24 protein-coding genes are annotated in these 23,630 nt (G+C 67.8%); 14 read left to right on the top strand and 10 right to left on the bottom strand.

Going from position 1 to position 23,630, the window contains the following annotated elements; all coding sequences use genetic code 11:
• The first annotated feature begins 2 nt into the window (after nt 1-2).
• Genes ACLD0W_RS04860 through ACLD0W_RS04870 form a run of 3 tightly spaced genes read left to right on the top strand, consistent with a single transcriptional unit; the run spans nt 3 to nt 2,520 of the window.
• Nucleotides 3-488: a chemotaxis protein CheW gene (locus tag ACLD0W_RS04860; protein WP_410306361.1), complete on the top strand. Its 486-nt coding sequence runs from the start codon at nt 3-5 to the stop codon at nt 486-488.
• Nucleotides 485-1,501 carry an MBL fold metallo-hydrolase gene (locus tag ACLD0W_RS04865; protein WP_410306362.1) on the top strand — a complete coding sequence of 339 codons (1,017 nt, stop codon included), beginning with the start codon at nt 485-487 and terminating at the stop codon, nt 1,499-1,501. Before ACLD0W_RS04860 ends, ACLD0W_RS04865 begins: the two co-directional genes overlap by 4 nt.
• A complete protein-coding gene (locus tag ACLD0W_RS04870) occupies nt 1,498-2,520 on the top strand; it encodes a lysophospholipid acyltransferase family protein (RefSeq protein ID WP_410306363.1) in 1,023 nt (340 codons plus the stop codon). The genes ACLD0W_RS04865 and ACLD0W_RS04870 overlap by 4 nt, the downstream gene beginning before the upstream one ends.
• On the opposite strand, the gene ACLD0W_RS04875 is transcribed toward ACLD0W_RS04870, so the two are convergent.
• Nucleotides 2,474-3,385 (bottom strand): cation diffusion facilitator family transporter, encoded by a 912-nt coding sequence (locus ACLD0W_RS04875; protein ID WP_410306364.1) that lies wholly within the window; start codon nt 3,383-3,385, stop codon nt 2,474-2,476. The genes ACLD0W_RS04870 and ACLD0W_RS04875 overlap by 47 nt on opposite strands.
• Nucleotides 3,386-3,499: 114 nt before the next feature.
• Here ACLD0W_RS04875 and ACLD0W_RS04880 point away from each other — a divergent pair, with 114 nt between their 5' ends.
• From ACLD0W_RS04880 to gloA, 4 genes are all read left to right on the top strand, one after another.
• Nucleotides 3,500-3,985, top strand: a complete 486-nt coding sequence (locus tag ACLD0W_RS04880) for a peptidylprolyl isomerase (RefSeq protein WP_410306365.1) — start codon at nt 3,500-3,502, stop codon at nt 3,983-3,985.
• A gap of 70 nt (nt 3,986-4,055) precedes the next feature.
• Nucleotides 4,056-4,526, top strand: coding sequence for an NfeD family protein (locus ACLD0W_RS04885; RefSeq protein WP_410306366.1), 471 nt, complete (start codon nt 4,056-4,058; stop codon nt 4,524-4,526).
• A 21-nt stretch (nt 4,527-4,547) separates the two neighbouring features.
• A complete protein-coding gene (locus ACLD0W_RS04890; protein WP_410306367.1) occupies nt 4,548-5,507 on the top strand; it encodes an SPFH domain-containing protein in 960 nt (319 codons plus the stop codon).
• Between the two features lie 70 nt (nt 5,508-5,577).
• Nucleotides 5,578-6,135, top strand: a complete 558-nt coding sequence (gene gloA / locus ACLD0W_RS04895) for a lactoylglutathione lyase (protein ID WP_410306368.1) — start codon at nt 5,578-5,580, stop codon at nt 6,133-6,135.
• Nucleotides 6,136-6,144: 9 nt separating this feature from the next.
• On the opposite strand, the gene ACLD0W_RS04900 is transcribed toward gloA, so the two are convergent.
• Nucleotides 6,145-6,858, bottom strand: a complete 714-nt coding sequence (locus tag ACLD0W_RS04900; RefSeq protein WP_410306369.1) for a 16S rRNA (uracil(1498)-N(3))-methyltransferase — start codon at nt 6,856-6,858, stop codon at nt 6,145-6,147.
• Nucleotides 6,859-6,968: 110 nt separating this feature from the next.
• On the opposite strand from ACLD0W_RS04900, the gene ACLD0W_RS04905 reads away from it, so the two are divergent.
• Nucleotides 6,969-7,994, top strand: coding sequence for a YheT family hydrolase (locus ACLD0W_RS04905; RefSeq protein WP_410306370.1), 1,026 nt, complete (start codon nt 6,969-6,971; stop codon nt 7,992-7,994).
• Here ACLD0W_RS04905 and ACLD0W_RS04910 read toward each other — a convergent pair.
• Both ACLD0W_RS04910 and ACLD0W_RS04915 read right to left on the bottom strand, forming a co-directional pair.
• Nucleotides 7,975-9,261 (bottom strand): hypothetical protein, encoded by a 1,287-nt coding sequence (locus ACLD0W_RS04910; protein ID WP_410306371.1) that lies wholly within the window; start codon nt 9,259-9,261, stop codon nt 7,975-7,977. The genes ACLD0W_RS04905 and ACLD0W_RS04910 overlap by 20 nt on opposite strands.
• Nucleotides 9,262-9,302: 41 nt before the next feature.
• Nucleotides 9,303-9,995 (bottom strand): TetR/AcrR family transcriptional regulator, encoded by a 693-nt coding sequence (locus ACLD0W_RS04915; RefSeq protein ID WP_410306372.1) that lies wholly within the window; start codon nt 9,993-9,995, stop codon nt 9,303-9,305.
• A 121-nt stretch (nt 9,996-10,116) separates the two neighbouring features.
• Between ACLD0W_RS04915 and ACLD0W_RS04920 the strand changes: the two genes are divergently transcribed.
• From ACLD0W_RS04920 to ACLD0W_RS04945, 6 genes are all read left to right on the top strand, one after another.
• Complete coding sequence (locus tag ACLD0W_RS04920) at nt 10,117-11,559, top strand: coniferyl aldehyde dehydrogenase (protein ID WP_410306373.1); 1,443 nt, start codon at nt 10,117-10,119, stop codon at nt 11,557-11,559.
• 48 nt (nt 11,560-11,607) lie between these two features.
• Nucleotides 11,608-12,189, top strand: a complete 582-nt coding sequence (locus tag ACLD0W_RS04925; RefSeq protein ID WP_410306374.1) for a Tat pathway signal protein — start codon at nt 11,608-11,610, stop codon at nt 12,187-12,189.
• A gap of 59 nt (nt 12,190-12,248) precedes the next feature.
• Nucleotides 12,249-13,862 (top strand): GMC family oxidoreductase N-terminal domain-containing protein, encoded by a 1,614-nt coding sequence (locus tag ACLD0W_RS04930; RefSeq protein WP_410306375.1) that lies wholly within the window; start codon nt 12,249-12,251, stop codon nt 13,860-13,862.
• A gap of 104 nt (nt 13,863-13,966) precedes the next feature.
• Nucleotides 13,967-14,458, top strand: a complete 492-nt coding sequence (coaD, locus tag ACLD0W_RS04935) for a pantetheine-phosphate adenylyltransferase (protein ID WP_228232733.1) — start codon at nt 13,967-13,969, stop codon at nt 14,456-14,458.
• Between the two features lie 45 nt (nt 14,459-14,503).
• Entirely contained in the window at nt 14,504-16,204 is a 1,701-nt protein-coding gene (gene ggt, locus ACLD0W_RS04940; RefSeq protein WP_410306376.1) for a gamma-glutamyltransferase, read from the top strand.
• A gap of 98 nt (nt 16,205-16,302) precedes the next feature.
• Nucleotides 16,303-16,728: an SRPBCC family protein gene (locus ACLD0W_RS04945; RefSeq protein WP_410306377.1), complete on the top strand. Its 426-nt coding sequence runs from the start codon at nt 16,303-16,305 to the stop codon at nt 16,726-16,728.
• A gap of 18 nt (nt 16,729-16,746) precedes the next feature.
• On the opposite strand, the gene ACLD0W_RS04950 is transcribed toward ACLD0W_RS04945, so the two are convergent.
• From ACLD0W_RS04950 to serA, 6 genes are all read right to left on the bottom strand, one after another.
• Entirely contained in the window at nt 16,747-18,519 is a 1,773-nt protein-coding gene (locus ACLD0W_RS04950) for a monovalent cation:proton antiporter-2 (CPA2) family protein (protein WP_410306378.1), read from the bottom strand.
• 4 nt (nt 18,520-18,523) lie between these two features.
• Nucleotides 18,524-19,831, bottom strand: a complete 1,308-nt coding sequence (locus ACLD0W_RS04955) for a CsgG/HfaB family protein (RefSeq protein WP_410306379.1) — start codon at nt 19,829-19,831, stop codon at nt 18,524-18,526.
• A 34-nt stretch (nt 19,832-19,865) separates the two neighbouring features.
• Nucleotides 19,866-20,459, bottom strand: a complete 594-nt coding sequence (gene lpoB, locus ACLD0W_RS04960; RefSeq protein WP_262730120.1) for a penicillin-binding protein activator LpoB — start codon at nt 20,457-20,459, stop codon at nt 19,866-19,868.
• Nucleotides 20,460-20,492: 33 nt separating this feature from the next.
• Nucleotides 20,493-20,882 (bottom strand): YcfL family protein, encoded by a 390-nt coding sequence (locus ACLD0W_RS04965; RefSeq protein WP_410306380.1) that lies wholly within the window; start codon nt 20,880-20,882, stop codon nt 20,493-20,495.
• Nucleotides 20,879-22,240 carry a COG3014 family protein gene (locus ACLD0W_RS04970; RefSeq protein ID WP_410306381.1) on the bottom strand — a complete coding sequence of 454 codons (1,362 nt, stop codon included), beginning with the start codon at nt 22,238-22,240 and terminating at the stop codon, nt 20,879-20,881. The genes ACLD0W_RS04965 and ACLD0W_RS04970 overlap by 4 nt, the downstream gene beginning before the upstream one ends.
• 105 nt (nt 22,241-22,345) lie before the next feature.
• The gene (gene serA, locus ACLD0W_RS04975; protein WP_204426735.1) at nt 22,346-23,575 is read right to left on the bottom strand and encodes a phosphoglycerate dehydrogenase; all 1,230 of its coding nucleotides are present in this window, start codon (nt 23,573-23,575) and stop codon (nt 22,346-22,348) included.
• Nucleotides 23,576-23,630 lie beyond the last annotated feature (55 nt).

The following is a 23,630-nucleotide window of genomic DNA, read 5'->3' on the forward strand; positions in this document are numbered from 1 at the left end:
CCATGTCCGAATCACCCAGGTCTGAAAGACGAGCGCCCGACGCGCCGATCCCCGATGACATTCCCAGTCTGCTGATCCCGATGAAGGGGCGCCCCTGGCTGATCCCCAATATCGTGGTCGCCGAGGTGATTCCCCTGCGCCAGCCGGACCGTCCCGGCCACGGCCCGGAGTGGTTGCTCGGCTGGATCAACTGGCGGGAGCAGGATCTGCCGCTGATTTCCTTCGAAAAGCTCAATGACTCCGGACAGGTGGCGATCGGCCCGGAGGCGCGCATCGCGGTGATCAACACGGTGACCGGCGGTGCCCGCTTCTATGCCACGGTGGTACAGGGCATTCCGCGCTTGCTGCGGGTCAACAAGGGCGACCCGGTGGAGGAACCCGGAGACACCGGCCCGGCGGAGGCCATGTACGTGCAGGTGGGCGGCGACCTGGCGGTGATCCCGGATCTGGACGCCATCGAACGGGCGGTGACCGGCCTCACCGCATGATCGATTGGGCACGCCTGGACCGGCTGGCCACCGAGTGTGGCCCCACCGGCTCCCGCTATGTGAATCGTCACCCCACACCGGACCACGGCCTGCGCGACTTCCTGCGCTGGCAACGGGAAACCCGGGGCCGCTTCCCGGCGCACCGGTCGTTTCCGCTGCGCCAGCCGGACCCGGCGCTGCTGGCGACCCGCGCCGACCGCCCGCGCTTTACCTGGATCGGCCACGCCACCTATCTGGTGCAGTACCGGGGCTGGAATCTGCTCACCGATCCGGTGTTCTCGGAGCGCTGCTCGCCGGTGTCGTTCGCCGGCCCGAAGCGCACCGTGGCGCCGGCGCTGAGCATCGACGCCCTGCCCGAAATCCACGCGGTGCTGGTATCGCACAATCACTACGATCACCTGGACCGGGCCTCGGTGCGGGCGCTCAATGAGCGTTTCGGCGAGCGCCTGTGCTGGTTCGCCCCCCACGGCGTGGGCGAGTGGCTGCGCCGCCGGGGCGTGGCCCGGGTGGTGGAGCTGGGCTGGTGGCAACACCAGCGGCACCAGGATTTCCACGCCTTCTGCCTGCCCGCCCAGCACTTCAGCGGCCGTGGCGCCCGCGACCGCAATCGCACCCTGTGGTGCGGCTGGCGGCTGGAGTGGGACGATTTCAGCCTGTTCTTCGCCGGCGATACCGGCTACGCGCCGGTGTTCCAGGAGATCCACGACGTGCTCGGCCCGGTGGACGTGGCCCTGTTGCCGATCGGCGCCTACCAGCCGCGCTGGTTCATGGCGCCGGTGCACATCAACCCGGACGAAGCGGTGCGCATCCACCAGGACCTGGCCGCCGCCCACTCCCTGGCCATGCACTGGGGCACCTTCGTGCTCACCGACGAGCCCCTGGACGAGCCGCCCAAGGCGCTGGACGCGGCGCGCCGTCGGCACGGCGTGGCGACGCGGTCTTTTCAGGCCCCCGGTCATGGCGATACCCTCACGCTCCACGACCACGGGTTCGAGGAGGAACCGCCCCGATGAGTGCCCACACCCGCGGGCAACGGCTGCGCTGGTTGATGCGTCTGGTCGCCTGGCTGCCGCTGCCGATCGCGTCCGCCCTGGGCGCCTTGCTGGGGGACCTGATCACCCGGGTACCGCTGCGCTATGCCAGCGCCTACCGCACGGTGCTGATCAATCTGGTCGCCACCCAGCCGCAGCTGAGCCTGGACGACGCGCGCCGCATCGGCCGCCAGAGCCTGCGCGAGCTGGGCCGCTCGTTCTGCGAATTCGCCCATGTCTGGCAGCGGCCGGTGGAGCAGACCCTGGAACGCATCACCGAGATCCAGGGCGAGCAGGCCTATCTGGATGCCTGCGCCGAGGAGCGCCCGGTGCTGCTGCTGTCGCTGCACCAGGGCAGTTGGGAAACCATCAATCTGTACCTGGGACGCCAGGGCAACACCACGGTGATGTACCAGCCACACCCGGCCACCCTGGTGGACGCGCTGGTCAAAAAAGCCCGTGAGCGCACCGGCTGCCGGCTGGTGCCCACCAACGGCCAGGGCGTCAAGGAAGGGCTGGCGACACTGCGCGGCAACGGCACCCTGGCGCTGCTGGCGGACCACAATCCCGGCAACCGCAGCAACCCGTTCGTGCCCTTCTTCGGCCATGAAGTGCCCACCCCGGCCCTGGTGGACAAGCTGGTGCGGCGCTACCGGCCGCGTATCTTCGTGGTCTCCTGTTACCGGGGCGAGGGCAACGTGCGGGATGTGCGCATCCGCTTTGAACCGGCCCCGCAGCTGGAGCAGGCCGCCGACGAGGCGTGCGTGCTGACCCTGCTCAATCGCGGCCTGGAAGAATGCATCCGCCGCAACCTGCCGCAGTATCAGTGGACCTACAAGCGCTTCAAATGGCGGCCCGGCGGTCGGCGGCTCTGGTACCGCCAGTCGCTGAGCCTGCTGCGCCGTCTGGAGCGGGGCGAGGACCGCGCCGCCCTGGGGCTGACGCCGCCGCCGCTCACGCCGTCGCCGCCGGCGCCTCCGCCTCCACGAACACTCGCTTGATGCGCGGGTCCTCGGCCTTGAGGGTGCGATCCAGTTCGGCGATCACGCTCTCCAGCCGGTGGGTGCCCAGGGACGGCGAGAAGGTCACGCTGATGTTGACCAGAATGAAATCCGGGCCCATATGCATGGTCAGCACCTCGTTCACCGACTCGATGCTGGGCATGGACAGGGCGGCCCGGCGGATGCCCGCCACCACCCGGGGATTGGCGGCCTCGCCGATCAGCAACCCCTTGGTCTCGTAGGCCAGCCAGCAGGCGGTGCCGGCCAGGATCAGCCCGATGATGATCGAGGCCAGGCCGTCGAACCACAGCATCCCGGTGACCTGGCTCAGCAGCACGCCGAGCAGCGCCACCAGCAGCCCCAGCATGGCCGCGGAATCCTCGAACAGCACCACGAAGGTGGTCGGGTCCTTGCCCCGGCTGATCGCCTCCAGGTACCCCCGCCCGCCCTTGGTGCGGCGAAATTCCTTCAGGGCGATGGTCCAGGCGGTGCCCTCGAACACCATGGCCAGCCCCAGCACGATGTAGTTGATCAACGGATTGCTGATCGGCTCCGGATGGAACAGGTGCACCACCCCTTCGTACAGGGAAATACCGGCCCCCAGGGCGAAGATCAGCACCGCCACCGCGAACGCCCAGAAGTACACTTCCTTGCCATGGCCGAACGGAAAGCGCTCGTTGGGCGGTGTTTTGGCCCGCCTCATGCCGTGCAGCAGCAGGCCGCCGTTGCCGGTGTCCACCAGCGAGTGGATGCCTTCGGAGAGCATGGCGGAGCTGCCGGTGATCATCGCCGCCACGAACTTGGTGACGGCGATCAGCAAGTTGCCGGCCATCGCCGCGATCACCACTTTTTTTGAACCGGACATGGGTCCCTCCAGACCATGGATACCCGGGCAGCATGCCGTGGAAGCGCACGTCTTGCCAGCGCCGCGCCGGCGCCGCAGAATCCCGCCTTCGCCGCCCTTCAGGAGATCGCCCCCATGCCCATCGAGAAAGACAAGGTCGTCACGCTGCATTACACCCTGTTCGACGCCGAGCACGACCTGGAGCTGGAACACAGCCCCGCCGACCAGCCGCTCGCCTATCTGCACGGCCACGGCAATATTCTGCGCGGCCTGGAACAGGCCCTGGCCGGCAAGGACGAGGGCGACGCGGTGACCGTGACCCTGCCCCCGGAGGACGCCTACGGCCGGCGCGATGAGAGCCTGCGCCAGCGGCTCTCCGCCAAGTATCTGAAACACGCCGGCAAGCTCAAACCGGGCAAGGTGGTGGAAGTGCGCACCGAGCAGGGCCCGCGCCGGGTCACCGTGCTCAAGGTGGGGCTGAAAACCGTGGACGTGGACGCCAACCACCCCCTGGCCGGCCTCGATCTGCGCTTCGAGATGAGGGTGATGGGCGTGCGCGACGCCAGCGCCGAGGAAAAAGCCCACGGCCACGTGCACGGACCCGGCGGCCACCAGCACTGACCTTGAACGGTGCACGGACCCGTCACCGGGAAGGTGATAGAGTGGCGGTTCGCCAGCGGGGAGCAAAGACGTGCCGGAATACAGTTATTGGATCATCTTCGGTTTGATCCTGGTGATCGCCGAGTTCGCCCTGTCCGGGCTGGTGACCATTTTTCTCGGTCTGGCGGCGCTGCTGGTGGGCGCCCTGGTGTTCCTGGGCGTGCTCGATAACCCGGTCTGGGAAATCACTCTGTTCGCCGGCCTCAGCCTGCTGCTGCTGGTGTTCGCCCGCCGCTATCTGCGCGACCGCCTGTTCGGCCGCGAAACCCAGGGCGTCAACAGCGACGACAGCGCCGGCCTGGTGGGCGCCCGCGCCACCGTGGAAGGCGCCTTCGAGAACGGCATCGGCACGGTGCGCTATCGCGGCGCGCGCTGGCAGGCGCAATCCAGCCAGCCCCTGAGCGACGGCCAGATGGTGCGCATCATCCGCCACGACGGCCTGTGGCTCACCGTGGCGCCCTGGTCCGACCCGCACACCACCACCGACGATCCGACTCCGTAACCCGCCAACAAGGAACCAACCATGATGGGACTCATTATTCCGGCGCTGCTCGCCCTGGGCGTGATCATTCTGCTGTTCATGACGGTGCGCATCGTGCCGCAGCGCCAAATCTTCGTGGTGGAACGGCTGGGCAAGTACCGCACCTCCCTGGAAGCCGGCCTGCATGTGCTGGTCCCGTTCATCGACCGGGTCGCCTACAAGCATTCGCTCAAGGAAATCGTCCGCGACGTGCCGCGCCAGAGCTGCATCACCAAGGACAACATCGAGGTGTCCATCGACGGCGTCATGTACCTGCAGGTGGTGGACGCCAAGGCCGCCAGCTACGGCGTGGACGATTATGTACAGGCCTCCCAGCAGCTGGCCCAGACCACCCTGCGGTCGGTGATCGGCAAGATCGATCTGGACAAAACCTTCGAGGAACGCTCGGAGATCAACATGGAAGTGGTGCGCGCCGTGGACGAGGCGGCCCAGCCCTGGGGCGTCAAGGTGCTGCGCTATGAAGTGGCCGACATCACCCTGCCGGCGTCGATCAAGGACGCCATGGAGAAGCAGGTCCGCGCCGAGCGGGAACGGCGCGCCGTGGTGGCGGAATCCGAAGGCGACCGCCAGGCCGCCATCAACCGTTCCGAAGGGGACCGGCAGGCGGCCATCAACCGCTCCGAGGGCGAGAAGCAGGAGATGATCAATATCTCCGAAGGTGAGAAGCTCAAGCAGATCAACGAAGCCGAGGGCCGCGCCCGGCAGATCGAACTGCTGGCCCAGGCCACCGCCACCGGCCTCAGCGAAGTGGCCGCCGCGATCCGCCAGGACGGCGGCGACGAGGCGGTCAGCCTGCGCATCGCCGAGCAGTACGTGGCGGCGTTCGAGAAGCTGGCCAAGGAATCCACCACCCTGCTGTTGCCGTCCAACCTCAGCGACGTGGGCGGTACCGTGGCCGGCCTGCAGAAAGTGCTCAAGAAGATCGACGTCACGGAGCCCTGATCCGGCGCTTGCAATCGACACCGGGGGCGCCATGATTCGGGGTTCCCCCGGTGTCAGAAGGAAGCCTCCAATGCCCCGCCATTTCGAGTCCGCCCCCGGCCTGTGCGACAAGCCGGACCGCGATACCCAGTCCTACCTGTTCAACCAGACCATGCTGCGCATCAAGGACCCGGCGGTGAGCCTGGACTTTTACACCCGGGTGCTGGGCATGCGGTTGATCCGCAAGCTGGATTTCCCGGAAGCGAAGTTCACTCTCTACTTCCTGACCTACCTGAACGACACCGAGGCCACCGAGGTGCCGGAGGACGACGCCAAACGGCTGACCTACACCTTCGGCCGCCAGGCGATGCTGGAACTGACCCATAACTGGGGCACCGAGGACGACCGGGATTTTCACTACCACAACGGCAACGACGAACCCCAGGGCTTCGGCCACATCGGCATCACCGTGCCGGACGTCTATGCCGCCGCCGAACGGTTCGAATCGCTGGACGTGGCCTTCGTGAAGAAACCGGACGACGGCCGCATGAAGGGCCTGGCCTTTATCAAGGACCCGGACGGTTACTGGATCGAGATTCTGCAGGCGGACATGATGGAGCGGCAAAGCCAGGCCGCCGCGTCCGCCTGACGGCGGCGCTCAGCGCAACGCCCAGAGCGCGCCGAGCAGCGCCACCGGCGCGGTCTCCGCGCGCAATACCCGCTCCCCCAGCGCGAACGGCAGAAAGCCGGCGGCGCCGGCGGCCGCCAGTTCGGAGTCGGAAAAGCCGCCTTCCGGGCCGGTGAGCAGCGTGATCGCCTCCGCGCCGGCCAGCGCCTCCGCGCGCAGCGGTTCCCGGCCCGGGTGGGCGATCAGCCTGAGCCCGCCGGCGCCGGCCACGAAGTCGCTCAACGGCAGCGGGCCCTCCAGGGCCGGCGGCCGGTTCAGGCCGCACTGCTCACAGGCGCTGATGATGACCTGCCGCCAGTGGTCGACTTTCTTGTCCTCGCGCTCGCCCTTGAGGCGCACCTCGGTACGTTCGGTGTTCAGCACCCGGATCGCGGCGACGCCCATCTCCACCGCTTTCTGAATCGCGAAGTCCATGCGGTCACCCTTGATCAGCGGCAGCCCCAGGGTCACCGGCAGCGGCGCCGTCCGGTCCACGTCGGTAAACGCCAGGGGGCGCGCGATCACCGCTTTCTTGCCCACCTCTTCCAGCACCGCCGACCATTCGCCGCCATGGCCATTGAACAGGGTCAGCGATTCACCCACGCCCATGCGCAGGACCTTGGCGATGTGGTGGCTGGGGCCCGGGCCCAGCGCCACGGGCTGCTGGGCGGCGAACGGCTGATCATCAAAAAAGCGGCGGCTCATGGGGTCTCTTCCGTACATAAGACCTTCCGCAAACAGGGCAGGGCGGACGCGGTCGGCGCTAAAGGCTACCATACCCGCTCGCTGATCTTGCCCGGGAAGGAAACCTGTCGATGGCCGAAATCGTCGAGGCGCCGTTTCGCGCGCCGTCGTGGCTGCGCTCACCGCACCTGCAGACCCTGTGGGGACCGCTGTGGCGGCGCACCGAGGACCTGCAGCGGCGCCGCGAAACCCTGAGGCTGGACGACGGTGACCACCTGCTGCTGGACCGGGCCGGCCCGGAACCCGAGGCCGGCGATCTGCGCGTGGTGCTGCTGCACGGCCTGTCCGGTTGCAGCGATTCCCACTATATCCGCGGCACCCAGGCGCGGCTGGCGGCGGCGGGCATCGCCTCGGTGGCGATCAATTCCCGGGGCGCCGCCGCCGCCAACGACACCGCTCTGACCTACCACGCCGGCGAGACCGACGACCTGGACGCGGTGTTCCGCCACCTGCGCGCCGAGGACGCCGGGGGGCCGCTGCTGGCCATCGGCGTGTCCCTGGGCGGCAGCCGCCTGCTCAACTGGCTGGCGCGCCGTGACAGCGGCACCCTGAGCGCCGCCGTGGCGGTGTGCACGCCGCTGGACCTGGCGATCTGCGCGGACCGCATGGACCGGGGCCTGTCCCGGCTGTACCGGCGTCACCTGATCCGCGCGCTGCTCGATAACCTGCACCGCCAGCGGCGCCATCTGGAACGGGTGGCGCCGGATCAGGCCCGCCGGCTGGCGGCCCTGGACCTGGCCGGCATCCGCTCGTTCTGGCAGTTCGACGACCGGGTGATCGCGCCGTTGTATGGCTTCCGCGACGCCGCCCACTACTACGCCGAGTGCTCCGCCGGTTCCCGGCTGGCGGCGATCCGCACACCGACCCTCATGATCCAGGCCGTGGACGATCCGTTCATGACGCCGGCGGCGCTGCCCGCCCGCGAAGATCTGGGCCCCGGCGTGATCCTGGAGCTGAGCCGCCATGGCGGCCATGTGGGGTTCGTGGCCGGCAGCCCCCGCCATCCGGACTACTGGCTGGAACGACGTCTGACCGCCTTCGCCGCCGGGCTCACCGGCGGCCGGGTCACCACCGGCGCTACACCAGCAGCAGGGTGAGCAGGGCGGCGAGCGCGCCGCCGCCCAGCATCACGGTGATCGCCAGAACCCGGTTCCAGAGCACCGCGGTGCGCCAGGCCGGGTAACCGGTGAAACGCTCCAGCAGCAGCACATTGGCCGCATAGGGGGTGCTCACCCCGGTCATCGCCCAGCCGCACACCATCGACAGGCCCAGCGCCTGGATCGCCGACGGCGGCCAGATCGGCCCCAGCACCGCGCCCAGCAGGGTACCGGTGAGAATCGGGTTGAAGCCCGCCATGCCGGCGGCATAGAACACCCAGGGCACCAGCAGCGCCGCCAGCGGGTAGCCCCAGCCGGGCAGCACCAGGCTGGCACTGAGGTGGTGTTCCGCCAGGGCGCTGACCAGGGCGCCGAGAAAGGCGGAGGCGCCGACGATGACCAGCTCGTTGGACGCCGGCGCCAGGGACGGCGGAGTGGGGCGCTCACCGCGCCAGGCGCCCCAGGCCAGCCCCAGCACCACCACCGTCAGACAGCTCAGGGTCACCGCCCGGGGATAACTCAGGCCGACCCCGGCGCTGAGCGCCAGGGTGCCGGCGCAGATCAGGCCGATCAGGCCGGTGAACCGCAGCCAGGGCCCGGCCCCGGCGGCGCGCTCTTCCAGCGGCGCCGCGCCGTCGGCCTCCGGCTCCCGGAACAGGGCGCCGGCCAGCAGAAACAGCACCGCCACCGGCAGGCCCATGCCGATCAGCTGCCAGCCCTGCAGGCCGGGCAGAAAGGTCAGCACCACCGCCACCGAGATCGACAGCGGCGAGCACAGGGGCGCGGCGGCGAAGCCGCGCAGGGTGGCGCGGGCGGCGTTGCGGGTGCCGGCGGAATGGCCCCGGCCGTTGATGCGGTCGGCGACCAGGGCGGCGACCACGCCCACGGCGCCGAAGTTAAGCGGAATCGACAGGAAGGCGGTGCCGAAGGTGAGGCTGTAGTAACGGGTCAGCGAGCCCCCGCCGAACAGGCTGGAGGACAGCCGCGCCAGATCCCGGGAGCGGCTCAATACCGCCGACAGCAGAATCACCGAAATGATCAGCCCGATCAGGACCGCCATGTTGCGCACACCCCGGGCCAGCGCCTGGGGCTCCAGCAGCGCGGCGGCCAGCGCCGCCGCCAGCATCAACACCAGCAGCATGCGCGCCACCGGGCGCAGGTCCCGCCAGCCCAGCAGCATGGCGGTGGTCACCGCCACCGCCGCCACCACGTCGGCACCGGGCAGCGGCAGCAGCACGCCGGCCACCAGCGCCACCCAGGCGAACAACGATCGCAGTACCCAGACCGGACTTCGGTCGCCGGCGGCCCTCACTCCGGGCGTACCCGACCGACGGCGCCGAACAGCCGGTCCAGGGCGGTTTCGTCAAGACGGTACTCGCGCTTCATGGCGTCCAGGTGCCGCAGGGCCTCGCCGCGCAGGAACGGCGCTTCCAGGCAGATGATCTGATAGATGCCCTGGCGCAGCAGGCGCCGGTCCAGGGTTTCGTCGTCGGCGATGTCCGGGTTCAGGCCGTGGGTAAAGCCGGACCAGGAGGCCGCCAGCACCCAGGTGTTGACCAGCAGCGCGCGCAGTTCTTCGTCGCCGGCCTCGATCAGGCCGCTGTCGCGCAGCCGGCGGTAGATTTCCAGACCCCGGGCCAGGCTGTCTTCCACGAACGCCTTGTAGCGCTCGCGCAGGGCCGGGTCCTGATGAAGAAAGTGGGCCAGGTCCCGGTGCAGGAAACGCCCTTCCCACATGGATTCCAGGATGCCCTCGAAATAGCGCATCTTGTCTTCCCAGGTGAGCGGTCCCGCCGGCACCGTGAGCAGGGTGCGCAGATGCCCCTGGTAGCGGTCGAACAGGGCGGCCACGATGGCCGTCTTGTTGCGGTAGTGGTAGTACAGATTGCCCGGGCTGATGCCCAGCTCCCCGGCGATGTGGTTGGTGGTGACGTTGCGCTCCCCGTGCCGGTTGAACAGGCGCAGGGCGGTGTCCAGGATGCGCGTCTTGGTGTCGGTCATAACAGGCCAATCTGGCGGATAAACGGGGCGGAGACAACCGCTTTAACGCATCGTATCTTGACCTCTAGAGTAATTGCTCTAAAGATCGGAGCAGGTTCATCACCGTCCAGGGAGGCGCATTATGGTCGCCGAAATCAAAGAATTCCAAACCGGCCAGGCACAGATCGAACGCATGAAGCGGATTTTCGACGTTCAGAAGACCGCCTGTCGCCATCACCCCTTCCCCTCCGCCGAGCAGCGCATCGAGCATATCCAGCGCCTCAAACCCATGTTGCTGGACAACATGGACGCCTGGATCGCGGCGCTCAACGCCGACTTCGGCAACCGCGCCGCCGACGAAACCAAGCTGGCGGAGCTGCTCACCAGCGTGGAAGGCATCAAGTACCACGCCAAGCACCTGCGCAAGTGGATGAAGCCGTCCAAGCGCAAGGTGGGCGCCGCCCAGTGGCCCGGCAAGGTGTGGGTGGAATACCAGCCCCTGGGCGTGGTGGGCATCATCGTGCCCTGGAACTACCCGCTGTATCTGGCCATCGGCCCGCTGCTGTCGGCGCTGGCCGCCGGCAACCGGGTGATGATCAAGATGAGCGAGTCGACGCCGCGCACCGGCGCCCTGCTGGAAGAGCTGATCGGTCAGACCTTCGACGAGGACCAGGTGGCGGTGATCAACGGCGAGGTGGAAGTGGGCGCCGCCTTTTCCACCCTGGCGTTCGACCATCTGCTGTTCACCGGGTCCACCTCGGTGGGCCGGCACATCATGCGCGCCGCCGCCGAGAACCTGACCCCGGTGACCCTGGAGCTGGGCGGCAAGAGCCCCTGCATCATCGGCCAGGACTTTCCGATGAAGGACGCCGCCGAGCGCATCGCCTTCGGCAAATGCCTGAACAGTGGCCAGACCTGCGTGGCGCCGGACTACATTCTCTGCCCCGAGAACCGGGTGGACGAGTTCGTCACCGCCTGGACCGCGCAGATCAGCCAGCTCTATCCCACCCTGCGTGACAATCCGGATTACACCAGCATCATCAACGAGCGCCAGTACCAGCGCCTGCGCAGCTACCTGGACGATGCCCGCGACAAGGGCGCGCGCATCGTCGAGATCAACCCGGCCAACGAGGACCTGACCGGCAGCCGCAAGATTCCCCACACCCTGGTGCTGGACGTCAACGACGACATGAAGATCGCCGCCGACGAGATCTTCGGCCCGCTGATGCTGGTGGTGCCCTACAAGACCCTCGACGACGCCCTGGATTACGTCAACGACCGGCCGCGACCGCTGGCGCTGTACTACTTCGACTGGAACAGCGACAACGGCGACCACGTGCTGCGCCACACCCACGCCGGCGGTGTCTGCCTCAACGACACCATCACCCAGGTGGGCGTGGACGACATTCCGTTCGGCGGCATCGGCCCCTCGGGCATGGGCCACTACCACGGCCCGGAAGGCTTCCTGACCTTCTCCAAGGCCAAGGGCGTGTACAAGAAGGGCAAGATGAACGCCACCAAGCACATCCTGCCGCCCTATGGCCGTGGCATGCACAAGCTGATCTATAAGTTCATGCTCAAGTAAGTGGCCGCCCGCGGCCGCGCGACAACAACAAAAATTAAGGGTGATGCCATGAGCCAGGGCACTCTCTCCTCGAAGCTCTCCTCCGGCGACGGCGTCAGCCGTCGCGGCTTCCTGAAACTCGGGTTCTGGGGCGCCACCGCCCTGACCCTGGGCGCCGGCGGCGCCGGCCTGCTCACCGGCTGCAGCGGCGACCCGGGCCCGGCCTCCGGCTTCGACTATCTGCGCCAGAAAGACCTGGAACTGCTGCGGCCCCTGATGGCGCCGCTGCTGGCCGGCGGCCTGGAAGCGGTGCCCGACGCCGGGCCGGATCAGGCCCTGGCGGCCTTCGACCGGCTGCTGGCCGGCGGCTCCGACGGCGCCCGTGGCCAGCTCTTCCAACTCCTCGATCTGCTGCAACTGGGCGCCGCCCGCTGGTGGCTCACCGGCACCTGGGCGCACTTCGCCGACCAGCAACCGGCGCAGCTGCGCGACACGCTTCAGAGCTGGGCCGACAACGACGGCGGCTTCGCCCGCCTCGCCTTCAAGGGCCTGACCCAGCCCCTGATGATGGCCTGGTACGTCACCCCCGAGGGGGGTCGGACCACCGGCTACCCGGGCCCGCCGCGCAATCTGGCGGCAAAAAGCGCCTGAATCGCGCCATAGCGGCGGTTTTTACCCCCCTTTTTCTGGCTTTAAGCGGAGCCCGTGCCATGCAGGACCTGTCCCAACGCAAGATTCAGAACATCGCCGACCCCTGGGCGGACGCCGGCGACAAATGGTCGGTGATCGACGGGGCCACCGAGACCGGCCGGCGTACCCTGGAGGCGGACGTGGTGATCATCGGCACCGGCGCCGGCGGCGGCGTCAGCGCCGAGATCCTGGCCCAACGGGGCCTCAAGGTGATCCTGGTCGAGGCCGGCCGGCTGCGCAGCTCCCGGGACTTCACCCTCAACGAGGGGGACGCCTATCGGGAGCTCTATCAGGAGGGCACCCTGCGCGCCACCCAGGACGGCGCCATCACCATCCTGCAGGGGCGCACCGTGGGTGGCACCACGGTGGTCAACTGGACCTCCAGCTTCCGCACCCCCACCGAAACGCTGGATCACTGGCGCGACCGCTTTGGCGTCACCGGCACCGGCCGCGCCGATCTGGACCCGTACTTCCAGCGCATGGAAGACCGGCTGGGCGTGGAGCCCTGGGCGATGCCGCCCAACGCCAACAACGACGTGATCAAACGGGGCTGCGAAAAACTCGGCTGGGACTGGTCGGTGATTCCGCGCAACGTGCGTGGCTGCTGGAACATCGGCTACTGCGGCATGGGCTGCCCCACCAACGCCAAACAGTCGATGCTGGTGACCACCCTGCCGGCGGCCATGGACGCCGGCGCCACCCTGATCCACAGCGCCCGCGCCGAGCGCCTGATTCATGACGGCCAGAAGGTCACCGCCGTGGAAGTGCGCCCACTGGATCACCGCAAACAACCCACCGGCGGCCTGCTCACGGTGCGCGCGCCCACCGTGATCGCCGCCGGCGGCGGCATCCAGACCCCGGCGCTGCTGCTGCGCTCCGAAGCGCCGGACCCCGGGGAGCAGGTGGGCAAGCGCACCTTCCTGCACGTCACCAGCTTCGCCTTCGGTCACTACGATCAGGAGGTGGCGCCGTATTACGGCGCGCCCCAGTCGTTGCACTCCGACCAGTTCACCTTCGCCGACGGCGTGGACGGCGCCATCGGCTATAAGCTGGAGATGATGCCGCTGCACCCGGGCCTCACCGCCGCCCTGCTGGGCGGCTTCGGCGACGTGGCCCGCCAGCAGATCACCGAACTGCCCCGGCTGGCGGCCTCCATCGCGCTGCTGCGCGACGGCTTCCACGAAGACAGCCCCGGCGGCACCGTCAGTCTGCGCGACAACGGCGAGCCCCAGCTCGACTACCCGCTCAGCGACTATGTGCTGGACGGCGCCCGCCGCAGCCTGCTCAGCCAGGTGGAAATGCAGTTCGCCGCCGGCGCCCGGGCGGTGCGGCCGGGCCACACCCGCGCGCCTTATTACGACAGCTGGCAACAGGCCCGCGACGCCATGGCGACCTTGCCCTACAAGCCTCTGGAAGTGGCCCTGGGCAGCGCCCATGTGATGGGCGGCTGCGCCATGGGCGACGAACAGCGCGGACTGGTGGACAGCCAGGGCCGCTACCGGCACCTGGACAACCTGTATGTGTTCGACGGGTCCGTGTTCCCCACCAGTCTGGGGGTCAACCCGCAGCTTTCCATCTACGGCCTGACCGCGCGCAATGCCCAGGCCCTGGCGGACCGGCTGAAACCGGCCTGAACCCGCGCGGGCCGCCCCGGCCCGCGCGCCATTCCGGCCACCCCTGCACTCCCGCGACGCTTGCGTTATGCTTGCGCCCTCTGTCGGGACAAAGCGAGCCGAGCATGACCAATCGTGTGATCTATCCGGGTACCTTCGACCCCATCACCAATGGCCACAAGGACCTGATCGAACGCGCCTCGAAGATGTTCGACGAGGTGGTGGTGGCGATCGCCGCCAGCGAGAAAAAGGGCCCCCTGTTTTCCCTCAACGAACGGGTCAAGCTGGTGGAAGACAGCATCAGCCATCTGGACAACGTGGAGGTGGTGGGTTTCTCCCGCCTGCTGGCGCATTTCTGCCGCGAGCAGAACGCCAATATCCTGCTGCGCGGCCTGCGCGCGGTCAGCGACTTCGAATACGAATTCCAGCTCGCCAATATGAACCGGCAACTGGCGCCGGAGCTGGAGACCGTGTTCCTGACACCGGCGGAGCATCTGTCGTTTATTTCCAGCTCCCTGGTGCGCGAGATCGCCCTGCTGGACGGCGACGTGCGCAACTTCGTGCCCGCCCATGTGGTGGAGGCACTGGAACTGAAAAAGCAGCAACGGGGCGGCTGACCGCCGCCACCGACTCCGGCTGACCCCATTCAAGGAGAGATCGCAATGCGCGGGTTGATCCTGCTCGTTCTGCTGTTCACCGCCACCGCCCAGGCCGCCGCGCCGGGCAAGGCGGCCATCGCCAGCGCCCACCCGCTGGCCACCGAGGCCGGCTTCGAGATTCTCGACCGGGGCGGCAACGCCTTCGACGCGGCGGTGGCGGTGGCCGCGGCCCTGGCGGTGGTGGAGCCTTACTCGGCGGGCATGGGCGGCGGCGGCTTCTGGCTGCTGCACCGGCAGAGCGACGGCTTCCAGACCATGGTGGACGCCCGCGAGACCGCCCCGGCGGCGGCCACCGAGGACCTGTATCAGGACGACAACGGCGAGGTGGTGCGCGACCGGGCCATCAACGGCCCCCTGGCCGCCGGCATCCCCGGCCAGGCCGCCGCCTTCGAGCACCTGGCCCGGGAGTACGGCACGCTGCCCCTGTCGGTGACCCTGGCGCCGGCCATCCGTCTGGCCCGGGAAGGCTTCCCGGTGGAGCAGCACTATCGCACCCTGGCGGGCTACCGCCACGATGTGCTCAACCGCTACCCGGTGGCCGCCGGCGTGTTCCTGGACGGCGGCCGCATTCCGGCCACCGGCACCCTGATCCAGCAGCCGGATCTGGCCGAGGTGCTGGAGGCCATCGCCGAGGACGGCCGCGACGGCTTTTACGAAGGCGAGGTGGCCGACAAGCTGGTGCGGGGGGTCCGTGAAGCGGGCGGGATCTGGACCAAAAAGGACCTGGAAAACTATCGGGTTAAAGAACGCCAACCCATCGTCGGGCACTTCCGAGGCGGTCGGGTGATCAGCGCGCCGCCGCCCTCCGCCGGCGGCATCGTGATGATGGAAGCGCTGAATATCCTCAGTCAATTCAATGGCGGCGAGATTAGTGAGGACTTACTTCCCCATCTTACCGTGGAGGCCTGGCGGCGCGCCTACCAGGATCGCGGCCGCTATCTCGGCGATCCGGATTTTGTCGACATGCCTGTGGATAACCTGTTGAGCGATTCCTACGCCAAGGCGCGCGCCGCCTCCATCGAGCTGGATCGGGCCACCCCCAGCAGCGAGCTGGGCGAGCCGGTGGTCAGCGAGGAAGGCTTCCACACCACCCACCTGTCCGTGCTCGACGCGGAGGGCAACCGGGTGGCCGCCACCCTGAGCATCAACCTGCCGTTCGGCTCCGGTTTCATGCCGCCGGGCACCGGTGTGATCCTTAACAACGAGATGGACGATTTCTCCTCCAAGCCGGGCAGCCCCAACGCCTATGGCCTGGTGGGCAGCCGCGCCAACGCCATCGCCCCGGGCAAACGCCCGCTGTCGTCCATGACGCCCACCTTCGTGGAGTTCGACGACCGGGTGGCGATCCTCGGCACGCCCGGGGGCAGCCGCATTATCACCATGGTGATGCTGGGCGTAATGGAAGCCGCCGCCGGCAAGCCGGTGGAAGACTGGGTCAGCCGCGTGCGTTTCCACCACCAGTACCTGCCCGACCGGGTGCAGGTGGAGCCCGCCTTCCTGGACAGCCCGGAAGCGAAGAGCCTGACCCTGCGCGGCCACGATCTGGTCTCGGTGGAGCGGGAATACGGCAATATGCAGGCGATTCTCTGGCGGCGGGACGGCGACCAGGTCACCGCCGCCGCCGACCCCCGCGCCATCGGCAGCGCCGAGGTGCGGCCCCCCGCCAAACCACGGCACGCCGACCAGGCCGCCAGCGCTCACTGACCGGCCACCGTGCACCGGCGTCTGGCCCGTTGGAACCTGGGCGCGGCGCCGGTGAACGGGCAGACTCCGGGGTCCGTTTATCGTTAACGAGGGAGCCCATGGGCCTGCAGCGCATCGAGATCGACAAAACCTTTCCGTTTCCGGTGGACCGTCTGTTCCACCATCTCAGCCAGCACGAAAATCTGTCGGCGCTGTTCGCCCCGATCCGGGTACGGCGGGTGAAAACCGGCATCGACGACCCCAACGGGGTGGGCTCGGTGCGCCGCATGAGCCTGCCGCTGGCGCCGGCGTTCGAGGAGACGGTCACCGATTTCGAGCCGGACCAGCGCATCGCCTACCGCATCACCCGGGGCAGCCCGTTGCGCGACCACCACGGCGAGATGGTGTTTTCCGAGCACGGTGACGGTGGCTCCCGGCTTCAGTACACCATCGTTTTTCGCGGCAAGTTGCCGCTGGTGGGGGCGCTGGTGAAGCCGGCCCTGGAGAACGGCATTCGCCGGGGCCTCGATAAGCTCAAGCTCTGAGGTCCCGCGCGACAGCGATCAGCGCTGATCCTTGCCGTCGACGCTGGCCGCCAGCAGTGATTCCAGCTCTTCCCGGCCCCGGGCGGAAATCTCGATCAGCTTGTCGAGCTGGTCGCGATGCTGGAATTGCTCGCGCAGCAGCCGTTCGTCCACGTCGCGGAAAGTGCGCACCACCTCGATGGAGGTGCTTTCCGGCACGCCCAGTTGCACCAGGGTGGTCTGGGCGGCGCGCAGGCTGGAATCCAGCGTTTCGCGAATCACATGCTCGACCCCTTCGGCCATCAGCGAATAGGCGTGATAGCGGTCGCGGGCCCGGGCGATCAGGGTGATGTGCGGGAAATGCTCGCGGATCATCGAGGCCGCGCGCAGGGACGCCTGCACATCGTCGATGGCCAGCACCATCACCCGGGCGTGATCCAGGCCGGCGGTGCGCAGCAGATCCAGCCGCGTGACATCCCCGAAATACACCTCGTTGCCGAAGCGGCGCACGGTGTCGATGTGCTCCGGGTTGGAGTCCAGGGCGGTGAACGGAATGCGCCGGTTGACCAGAATCCGGCCGATGATCTGCCCGAACCGGCCGAAGCCGGCCACGATCACCGGCGGCTGGCCGTGGGGCGCCGGCTCGTCGTCCACCCCCCGGCTGGTGCGCGCCGGCGCCGGCCACAGCCGCGCCACCAGTTTCAACAGCAGCGGCGTGGCCGCCATGGACAGGGCCACCACCAGGTTGAGTCGGGCGATCATCGCCTCGTCCAGCAGCCCCAGGGCACCGGCCTGGGTGAACAGCACGAAGGCGAACTCGCCGCCCTGGCTGAGCAGCAGACCAAAACGCAGGGCGTCCCGCCAGGCCACCTTCATGACCCGGGCGATGACCATCAGCACCAGGGTCTTGGCCACCAGCAGCGCCACGCCCATGGCCAGGATGCGCCACGGCGCGCTGATCAGCAGCTTCAGGTCCATGGTCATGCCGATGGCGATAAAGAACAGGCCCAGCAGCAGCCCCTTGAACGGCTGAATATCAGTGTCCAGCTGCTCCCGGAACGGCGAGTTGGCCAGCAGCATGCCGGCCACGAAGGCGCCCAGCCCCATGGACAGATGCAGAGTTTCCATCAGCTCCGCCGCACCCAGCACCAGCAGCAGGGCGGTGGCGGTCATCAGCTCCCGGTTGTGCAAACGGGCCAGCCAGGCCAGCCAGGGGTTGAGCAGATAGCGGCCGGCCAGCCACATCAGCACCAGGGCACCCAGGCCGATCAGCAGCTGCGGCTCTTCCTCGCCGCCACCGCCGCCGGCCAGCACCGGCAGCAACAGCAGCAGGGGAATCACCGCCAGATCCTGGAACAGCAGAATGGAGAAGGCGTTGCGGCCCTGGGGCGTACCCAGCTGATTGGTCTCCACCAGCATCTGCACCGCGAAGGCGGTGGACGACAGGGCCAGGGTGGCGCCGATGGCGATGGCGGCCGGGGTGCTTTGTCCCCAGACCAGAAAGAAGGCGGTGAGCAGGGCGGTGCTGAACAGCATCTGGCTGAGCCCCAGCCCCAGCAACCGTTTGCGCTGCGCCCACAGCTGATCCGGGGCCAGTTCCAGGCCCACCAGAAACAGCATCAGCACCACGCCCAGTTCGGCGAAGTGCAGCACCGCCTCCGCGCCGGGAATCAGCCCCAGGCCCAGGGGCCCGATCAGGATGCCGGCGGCCAGGTAGCCGAGAATACTGCCCAGGCCCAGGCGCTGGAACAAGGGCAGCAGCAGCACCGCCGCCGCCAGCAGCACCAGCGCCTGATTGAAATAACCGGTCATGGACTCAGTCCCAGGAGAGGGGCTTTTCGGACGACCCGGGGCTGTCCGGCTGGCCGGCGGGCAGAGCCGCCCGGTTCTCCGCCGGGGCCGGCGCCCGCACCTGGTCGCCGGCCCGCAGGGGTTCGCGGCTCTCGGTGACACGCGCCACCGCGTAATCCGGACGCACCTCGAGCACCCGCAGGCTGGCCAGCGACTCGCTGTCCATGCGGATCGGCAGGCCGGTTTGCGGGTCCTCGATGGTCTCCATCGGCCGGTAGGCGTTAAGCACCGTGTCCGCTTCCAGACGACCTTCGCCCTGGCTCAGCCAGACACGGTCGCCGTCGGCCTTGAGCACGATCACCGGATAAAGAGTATCGGTGGCGGCGCCGGCCAGAGCCCGGGCGATGCGCGGATACACCAGGTCCGCCAGCCGTTCCGGGTGGCGCCAATGGTCCAGGTTCTGCTGCCGGGCCAGCTGCCGCACGCTGTCTTCGGATTGCTGCCAGTCGAACAGGCCGGCGGCCAGAATCTCGCCGCCGGCGGCGTCGATCAACCGGTAGCGGACCCGCACATAGGGCTCGTAACCCTGGAAGCTGGCACCGTAGAAGGTGCGCGCCTGGTCGCCGATGTCGAAAGCCTCGATGCTGCCCACCAGCAACAGGTCGGCGCCCTTGGCCTTGCCCAGCCGCAACAGTTCGGCGGGCTCGGCGCTGCCGTTGCGCAGAATCGCCTGCTCCGCCTCGCGGGCGGCCAGGTGGGCCCGGTCCAGCACCCGGAAGCGGCCAGACTGGGCGAAGGCGTCCACCAGATTGGCCTGCAGGCGGGCACGCACCTCGGCGGCGGGCAGGGTGGTTTCGCCCAGGGTGTAGCGGCTGGCCGAGGTGGTGAACGGCGCCACCGCGATGGCCGGCAGGTGGGAGCGGTCCGGTCCCGGCGCCCGATGACGCAGAATCACCGCCTCCACCTCGGCCCGCCACAGGGCGTCGTCCTGCCGGGCCACGCCGGTGACCCGGTAGCTTTGCAGGCTGCCCAGGGTGGGCAGTTGCGGCTCGGCCACCGAGGTGCGGGTGCCGGTCCAGGTGGTCACGTCGCCCTGGCGCTGCACCACCCATTGGCTGACCTGGCGCCGGAACGCCGGGTCCACCGCCAGGGTGACCCCGCCGGCCTGGCGCACCGCCGCCACCAGGGCGTTGGCCACCGCCTGCTCCGGGTCCTGCCCGTAGCCCCGGGCGGTCACGGTTTCGGTTTCCGCAGCCCGCAGCGGGCCGGCCAGGGCCAGCGCCAGAAGCACGATCAGCGTGGAAAACCGGTGCAACGAAAAGCGCTTCAACATGGGACTCTCCCTGGCGACGGCCACCGGGCCGGGATCAAAGACCGAACAGGCTGCGTTTGCGGGTCTTGCGGATTTCCTTCTCGCCGGACCACTCGATAATGCCGCTCTGGATATTGAGCAGCTTCAGGGTGAACTTGTAATAGACGTCCTTGGTGCTGTCGTCGCGCTTCACGATGGAAGACAGGTTGCCGTAGAGCATGAACTCGGCGCCCACCTGACGGCCCATCTGAGCGGCGGTGGACTGATCCACCATGCCGGAGTCCTGCTGGTACTCCAGCTGTTCACGCACCCGGTCCACCACCGACATATCCACGAAGCGGAACTTGCCGGAATTGATCAGCTTGCTCTGGATGGTGTCGGTGATCGATTCGGTGTCGATGTGCTCGCTGGTCTTGTTCTTGACCCGGTCCACGAACATCACCGGGCGGCGGTCGCGGGTCATCTCGACCACGGGCGGAAACACCATCATGTCGTCCACCATCTTGGCGGCGATCATCTGCAGGTCGGTGGAACCGAAGTCCGTGGTCACGGTTTCCCGCGCCTGGGCGTCGCCGTAATCCACCTTGGAAGCGCAGCCGGTGAGCAGCAGCGCGGTTGCCAGCACCGCCATGGACAGTACGCGAACCATTGCCTTCTCCTTTTTCATGGGTTCCGGGCGCGATTATTCGCGAACCCAGATTTCGTAACGCACGGCGCTGGGGTTGGGGGCCACCGCCTGCACATTGTTCTGGCTGCGGCCGGCCATCACCAGTTGTCGCCAGGGCTGGGATTCCGGCGCCACTTCAAAGCCGTCCTTGTCGAACCATTTGATCTTGTATTGGAAATCCAGTTCAGCCTTCCAGCCGTTTTCCAGGGTCGCCTGCACATACATCAGGTCGCCCACGGTTTTTTCCTGCAACCTTTCCACCGACAGGCGGTTGCCCAGCAGGGTGCTGTTGGCGTGCAGCACCACCTCACCGTCGTCGCCGGGGCGCGCCATGTTCGAGGTGGAACAGGCGGCCAGCACCACCGCCAGCAGTACGGCGCCCAACGGCGCGAGAATGGATTTCATAGCGGTCCCTCCTGAACGGGTAACACGCGGGTGATCAGGCCATCGGGCAGCGACACCACGTGAATCACGGTGAGCCCGCCTTCCACCACGGGCACGGTCAAACTAGCACCGCCCCCGGGCGTGCTCAACTGGATACGCTGCTCACCGGGGGGCAATAACAGACGGGTGGCCTGGCCGTAGGCGGGCAGGCTCAGCCAGGCGCGCAGATCGGCTCGCTCGCTGACCAGGTTGAACAGCTGGGTCAGCAGCGCACCCACCGGCCCGAAATCGTCGTTGGCCTTTTTCTGCAGATTGTATTTGCCGGTGGCGCGCAGGGTCTGGCGCACCAGCATGCCGGGCAACTGTTCCTTGAGGTGCTTGGCGGCCAGGCCGCCCACGTCGGTAAGCACCTCGGTGCGCGCCGAGGCGCCGTTCGCGGACACCGTCAGCGGCGTCGGGCGCGGCTTGTCGGCGGGGGAGTAGGTCGGGAACGCCACCGCGAACAGCCCGTGGATGGTGGGGATCGGCAGGCTCAGCTCGCGGCGCGGCGGCACATAGCCCTGCTCATAAAGCACCGCCACCACGCCCTGGCCACGGGGGCGGCGGCCGTCCAGGGCCCGGGACACCCGGGTCACGTCCTCCTTGAGCAGATCGGAGGTGGGGTGGATTTCCAGCGCCTTTTTATAGTCCACCAGGGCGTCGTTGTATTCACCGTGGGCTTCCCAGAACAACGCGGACAGATAGAAGGTCCAGGCGTTCTGGAAGCTGGCTTTGACGTCGCCGGCGGCGGCGTCCAGGCCGGCGAAGTAGCCGTCGAAGCGATCCGTGTCCAGGTCCGCCTGGTCCGCTTCCTTTTGTGCCTCGGCGATTTCCCGGTCGCGCCGGTTGGCGGCCACCCGCTGTTCGTTGGCGGCGGCGCGCAATTCCACGGCGGTGCCGGTCACGTCGCCCTGCCGCCAGTAGTTCAGCGCCTGGTAGGCGTGGCTGTAGATGCGCTCGTAATCCGGCGCCACATAGGGGCGCGCGTTGTCGTTGACCAGCAGGGCGCCGGCGTTGGCGGCCAGCCCGGAGGCGCGCAGGCGGGCCTGCTCGTCGGTATCGCGGTAGTGGTCGATGGCGCGGGCGAAGGCGGAGCGGCTGGTGTCGGTGTCGCCGTTGAGCTGCTCCACCCGGCCCAGCTCCTGCAGATAGAGCACGCCGTCGGCGCTGTCCACGCCCTTGTCCAGCAGCGCCACCGGCGCGGCGCCGGCGCCCAGTCCGCTTTTCCAGTCACGGGCCTGGTCCGGGTAGGGCTGAAACAGGGAGCGGGTGGCGCAGCCGGAAAGCAGCGCCGCGCCCAGCAGGCACAGCAGCGCGGGACGGGTGATCCACCAGATCAAGGGCGAGGCATCCTTATTCCCCAACGGCCAGACAGAAAAAAACCGGAGTGGGCAAGTTAGCCCGACTCCGGTTTCTTGTCGAGGCACCGGCGCGCCGAAAAGGCGCTAGAAAAGCACCCGGGTGCGGATGGTGCCTTCGATGGTGCGGAGTTTATCCAGGGCCAGCTGGCTGTAGCCTTTATTGACGTCGATCACCACGTAGCCGATGTCCTGATTGGTTTGCAGGTATTGGCCGCAGATGTTGATGTCGTTCTCGGAGAAGATCGCGTTGATCTGGCTGAGAATGCCCGGGATATTCTTGTGGATGTGCAGCAGCCGGTGCATGTCCGGATGGGACGGCAGGGCCACCTCCGGAAAATTCACCGCGCTCAGCGTGGAGCCGTTGTCGGAGTAGCGGATCAGCTTCTCGGACACCTCGGTGCCGATGTTCTCCTGGGCCTCGTGGGTGGAGCCACCGATGTGCGGGGTCAGGATCACATTGTCGAACTCGCGCAGCGGGCTGACGAATTCGTCGTCGTTGCCCTTCGGCTCTTCCGGGAACACGTCGATGGCCGCGCCCAGCAGGTGACCGTCCTGGATCGCCGCCGCCAGGGCGTCGATGTCCACCACCTTGCCGCGGGCGTAGTTGATCAGGTAGCTCTTGGGCTTCATGGCCCGAATCTGCTCTTCCTGGATCATCCAGCGGGTGCCGGCGGTGTCCGGAACGTGCAGGCTGACCACGTCGGACAGGCTGAGCAGCTCGTTGAGGCTTTGCACCTGGTGGGCATTGCCCAGCGGCAGCTTGGGCACCACGTCGTAGAAGTACACCTTCATGCCCATGGACTCGGCCAGCACCGACACCTGGGCGCCGATGTTGCCGTAGCCGACGATGCCCAGGTTCTTGCCACGGATCTCGTAGCTGTCCTTGGCGGACTTGAGCCAGCCGCCCCGGTGGGCCACGGCGTTCTTCTCGGGGATGCCCCGCATCAGGTTGATGGTGTGGGCAATCACCAGTTCCGCCACCGAGCGGGTGTTGGAGTAGGGGGCGTTGAACACCGGAATACCGCGCTTGAGGGCGGCGTTCAGGTCCACCTGGTTGGTACCGATACAGAAGCAGCCCACGGCCATCAGCTTGTCGGCGGCCTCGAACACCTCCTCGGTAAGCTGGGTGCGCGAGCGAATGCCGATGAAGTGGGCGTCCTTCACGGCTTTCTTGAGGTCATCGCCGGTCAGCGCGGTGGGCAGCAATTCGATGTTGCTGTAACCGTGCGCGTTCAGATTATCCACCGCGTTCTGGTGGACGCCCTCGAGCAGGAGAATACGGATCTTGTCCTTCTCAAGAGAGGTATTGGCCATGGGTGCTCTCGGTAGCGGGTTAAATGGGCGCGTATGGTATCATAGCCCGCCCCGG

The organism is Alloalcanivorax sp. C16-1, from assembly GCF_046507805.1.
Taxonomy (GTDB): domain Bacteria; phylum Pseudomonadota; class Gammaproteobacteria; order Pseudomonadales; family Alcanivoracaceae; genus Alloalcanivorax.

Excerpts from the sequence above, each read along its gene's own strand:
- ACLD0W_RS04950 (WP_410306378.1), bottom strand. The coding sequence starts at position 18,519 with ATGACCGGTTATTTCAATCAGGCGCTGGTGCTGCTGGCGGCGGCGGTG.
- ACLD0W_RS04865 (WP_410306362.1), top strand. The coding sequence starts at position 485 with ATGATCGATTGGGCACGCCTGGACCGGCTGGCCACCGAGTGTGGCCCC.
- lpoB (WP_262730120.1), bottom strand. The coding sequence starts at position 20,459 with ATGGTTCGCGTACTGTCCATGGCGGTGCTGGCAACCGCGCTGCTGCTC.
- ACLD0W_RS04905 (WP_410306370.1), top strand. The coding sequence starts at position 6,969 with ATGGCCGAAATCGTCGAGGCGCCGTTTCGCGCGCCGTCGTGGCTGCGC.
- ACLD0W_RS04870 (WP_410306363.1), top strand. The coding sequence starts at position 1,498 with ATGAGTGCCCACACCCGCGGGCAACGGCTGCGCTGGTTGATGCGTCTG.
- ACLD0W_RS04925 (WP_410306374.1), top strand. The coding sequence starts at position 11,608 with ATGAGCCAGGGCACTCTCTCCTCGAAGCTCTCCTCCGGCGACGGCGTC.
- ACLD0W_RS04860 (WP_410306361.1), top strand. The coding sequence starts at position 3 with ATGTCCGAATCACCCAGGTCTGAAAGACGAGCGCCCGACGCGCCGATC.
- ACLD0W_RS04930 (WP_410306375.1), top strand. The coding sequence starts at position 12,249 with ATGCAGGACCTGTCCCAACGCAAGATTCAGAACATCGCCGACCCCTGG.
- ACLD0W_RS04890 (WP_410306367.1), top strand. The coding sequence starts at position 4,548 with ATGATGGGACTCATTATTCCGGCGCTGCTCGCCCTGGGCGTGATCATT.
- gloA (WP_410306368.1), top strand. The coding sequence starts at position 5,578 with ATGCCCCGCCATTTCGAGTCCGCCCCCGGCCTGTGCGACAAGCCGGAC.
- ACLD0W_RS04880 (WP_410306365.1), top strand. The coding sequence starts at position 3,500 with ATGCCCATCGAGAAAGACAAGGTCGTCACGCTGCATTACACCCTGTTC.
- ACLD0W_RS04875 (WP_410306364.1), bottom strand. The coding sequence starts at position 3,385 with ATGTCCGGTTCAAAAAAAGTGGTGATCGCGGCGATGGCCGGCAACTTG.
- ACLD0W_RS04965 (WP_410306380.1), bottom strand. The coding sequence starts at position 20,882 with ATGAAATCCATTCTCGCGCCGTTGGGCGCCGTACTGCTGGCGGTGGTG.
- ACLD0W_RS04915 (WP_410306372.1), bottom strand. The coding sequence starts at position 9,995 with ATGACCGACACCAAGACGCGCATCCTGGACACCGCCCTGCGCCTGTTC.
- coaD (WP_228232733.1), top strand. The coding sequence starts at position 13,967 with ATGACCAATCGTGTGATCTATCCGGGTACCTTCGACCCCATCACCAAT.
- ACLD0W_RS04900 (WP_410306369.1), bottom strand. The coding sequence starts at position 6,858 with ATGAGCCGCCGCTTTTTTGATGATCAGCCGTTCGCCGCCCAGCAGCCC.
- ggt (WP_410306376.1), top strand. The coding sequence starts at position 14,504 with ATGCGCGGGTTGATCCTGCTCGTTCTGCTGTTCACCGCCACCGCCCAG.
- serA (WP_204426735.1), bottom strand. The coding sequence starts at position 23,575 with ATGGCCAATACCTCTCTTGAGAAGGACAAGATCCGTATTCTCCTGCTC.
- ACLD0W_RS04920 (WP_410306373.1), top strand. The coding sequence starts at position 10,117 with ATGGTCGCCGAAATCAAAGAATTCCAAACCGGCCAGGCACAGATCGAA.
- ACLD0W_RS04945 (WP_410306377.1), top strand. The coding sequence starts at position 16,303 with ATGGGCCTGCAGCGCATCGAGATCGACAAAACCTTTCCGTTTCCGGTG.
- ACLD0W_RS04955 (WP_410306379.1), bottom strand. The coding sequence starts at position 19,831 with ATGTTGAAGCGCTTTTCGTTGCACCGGTTTTCCACGCTGATCGTGCTT.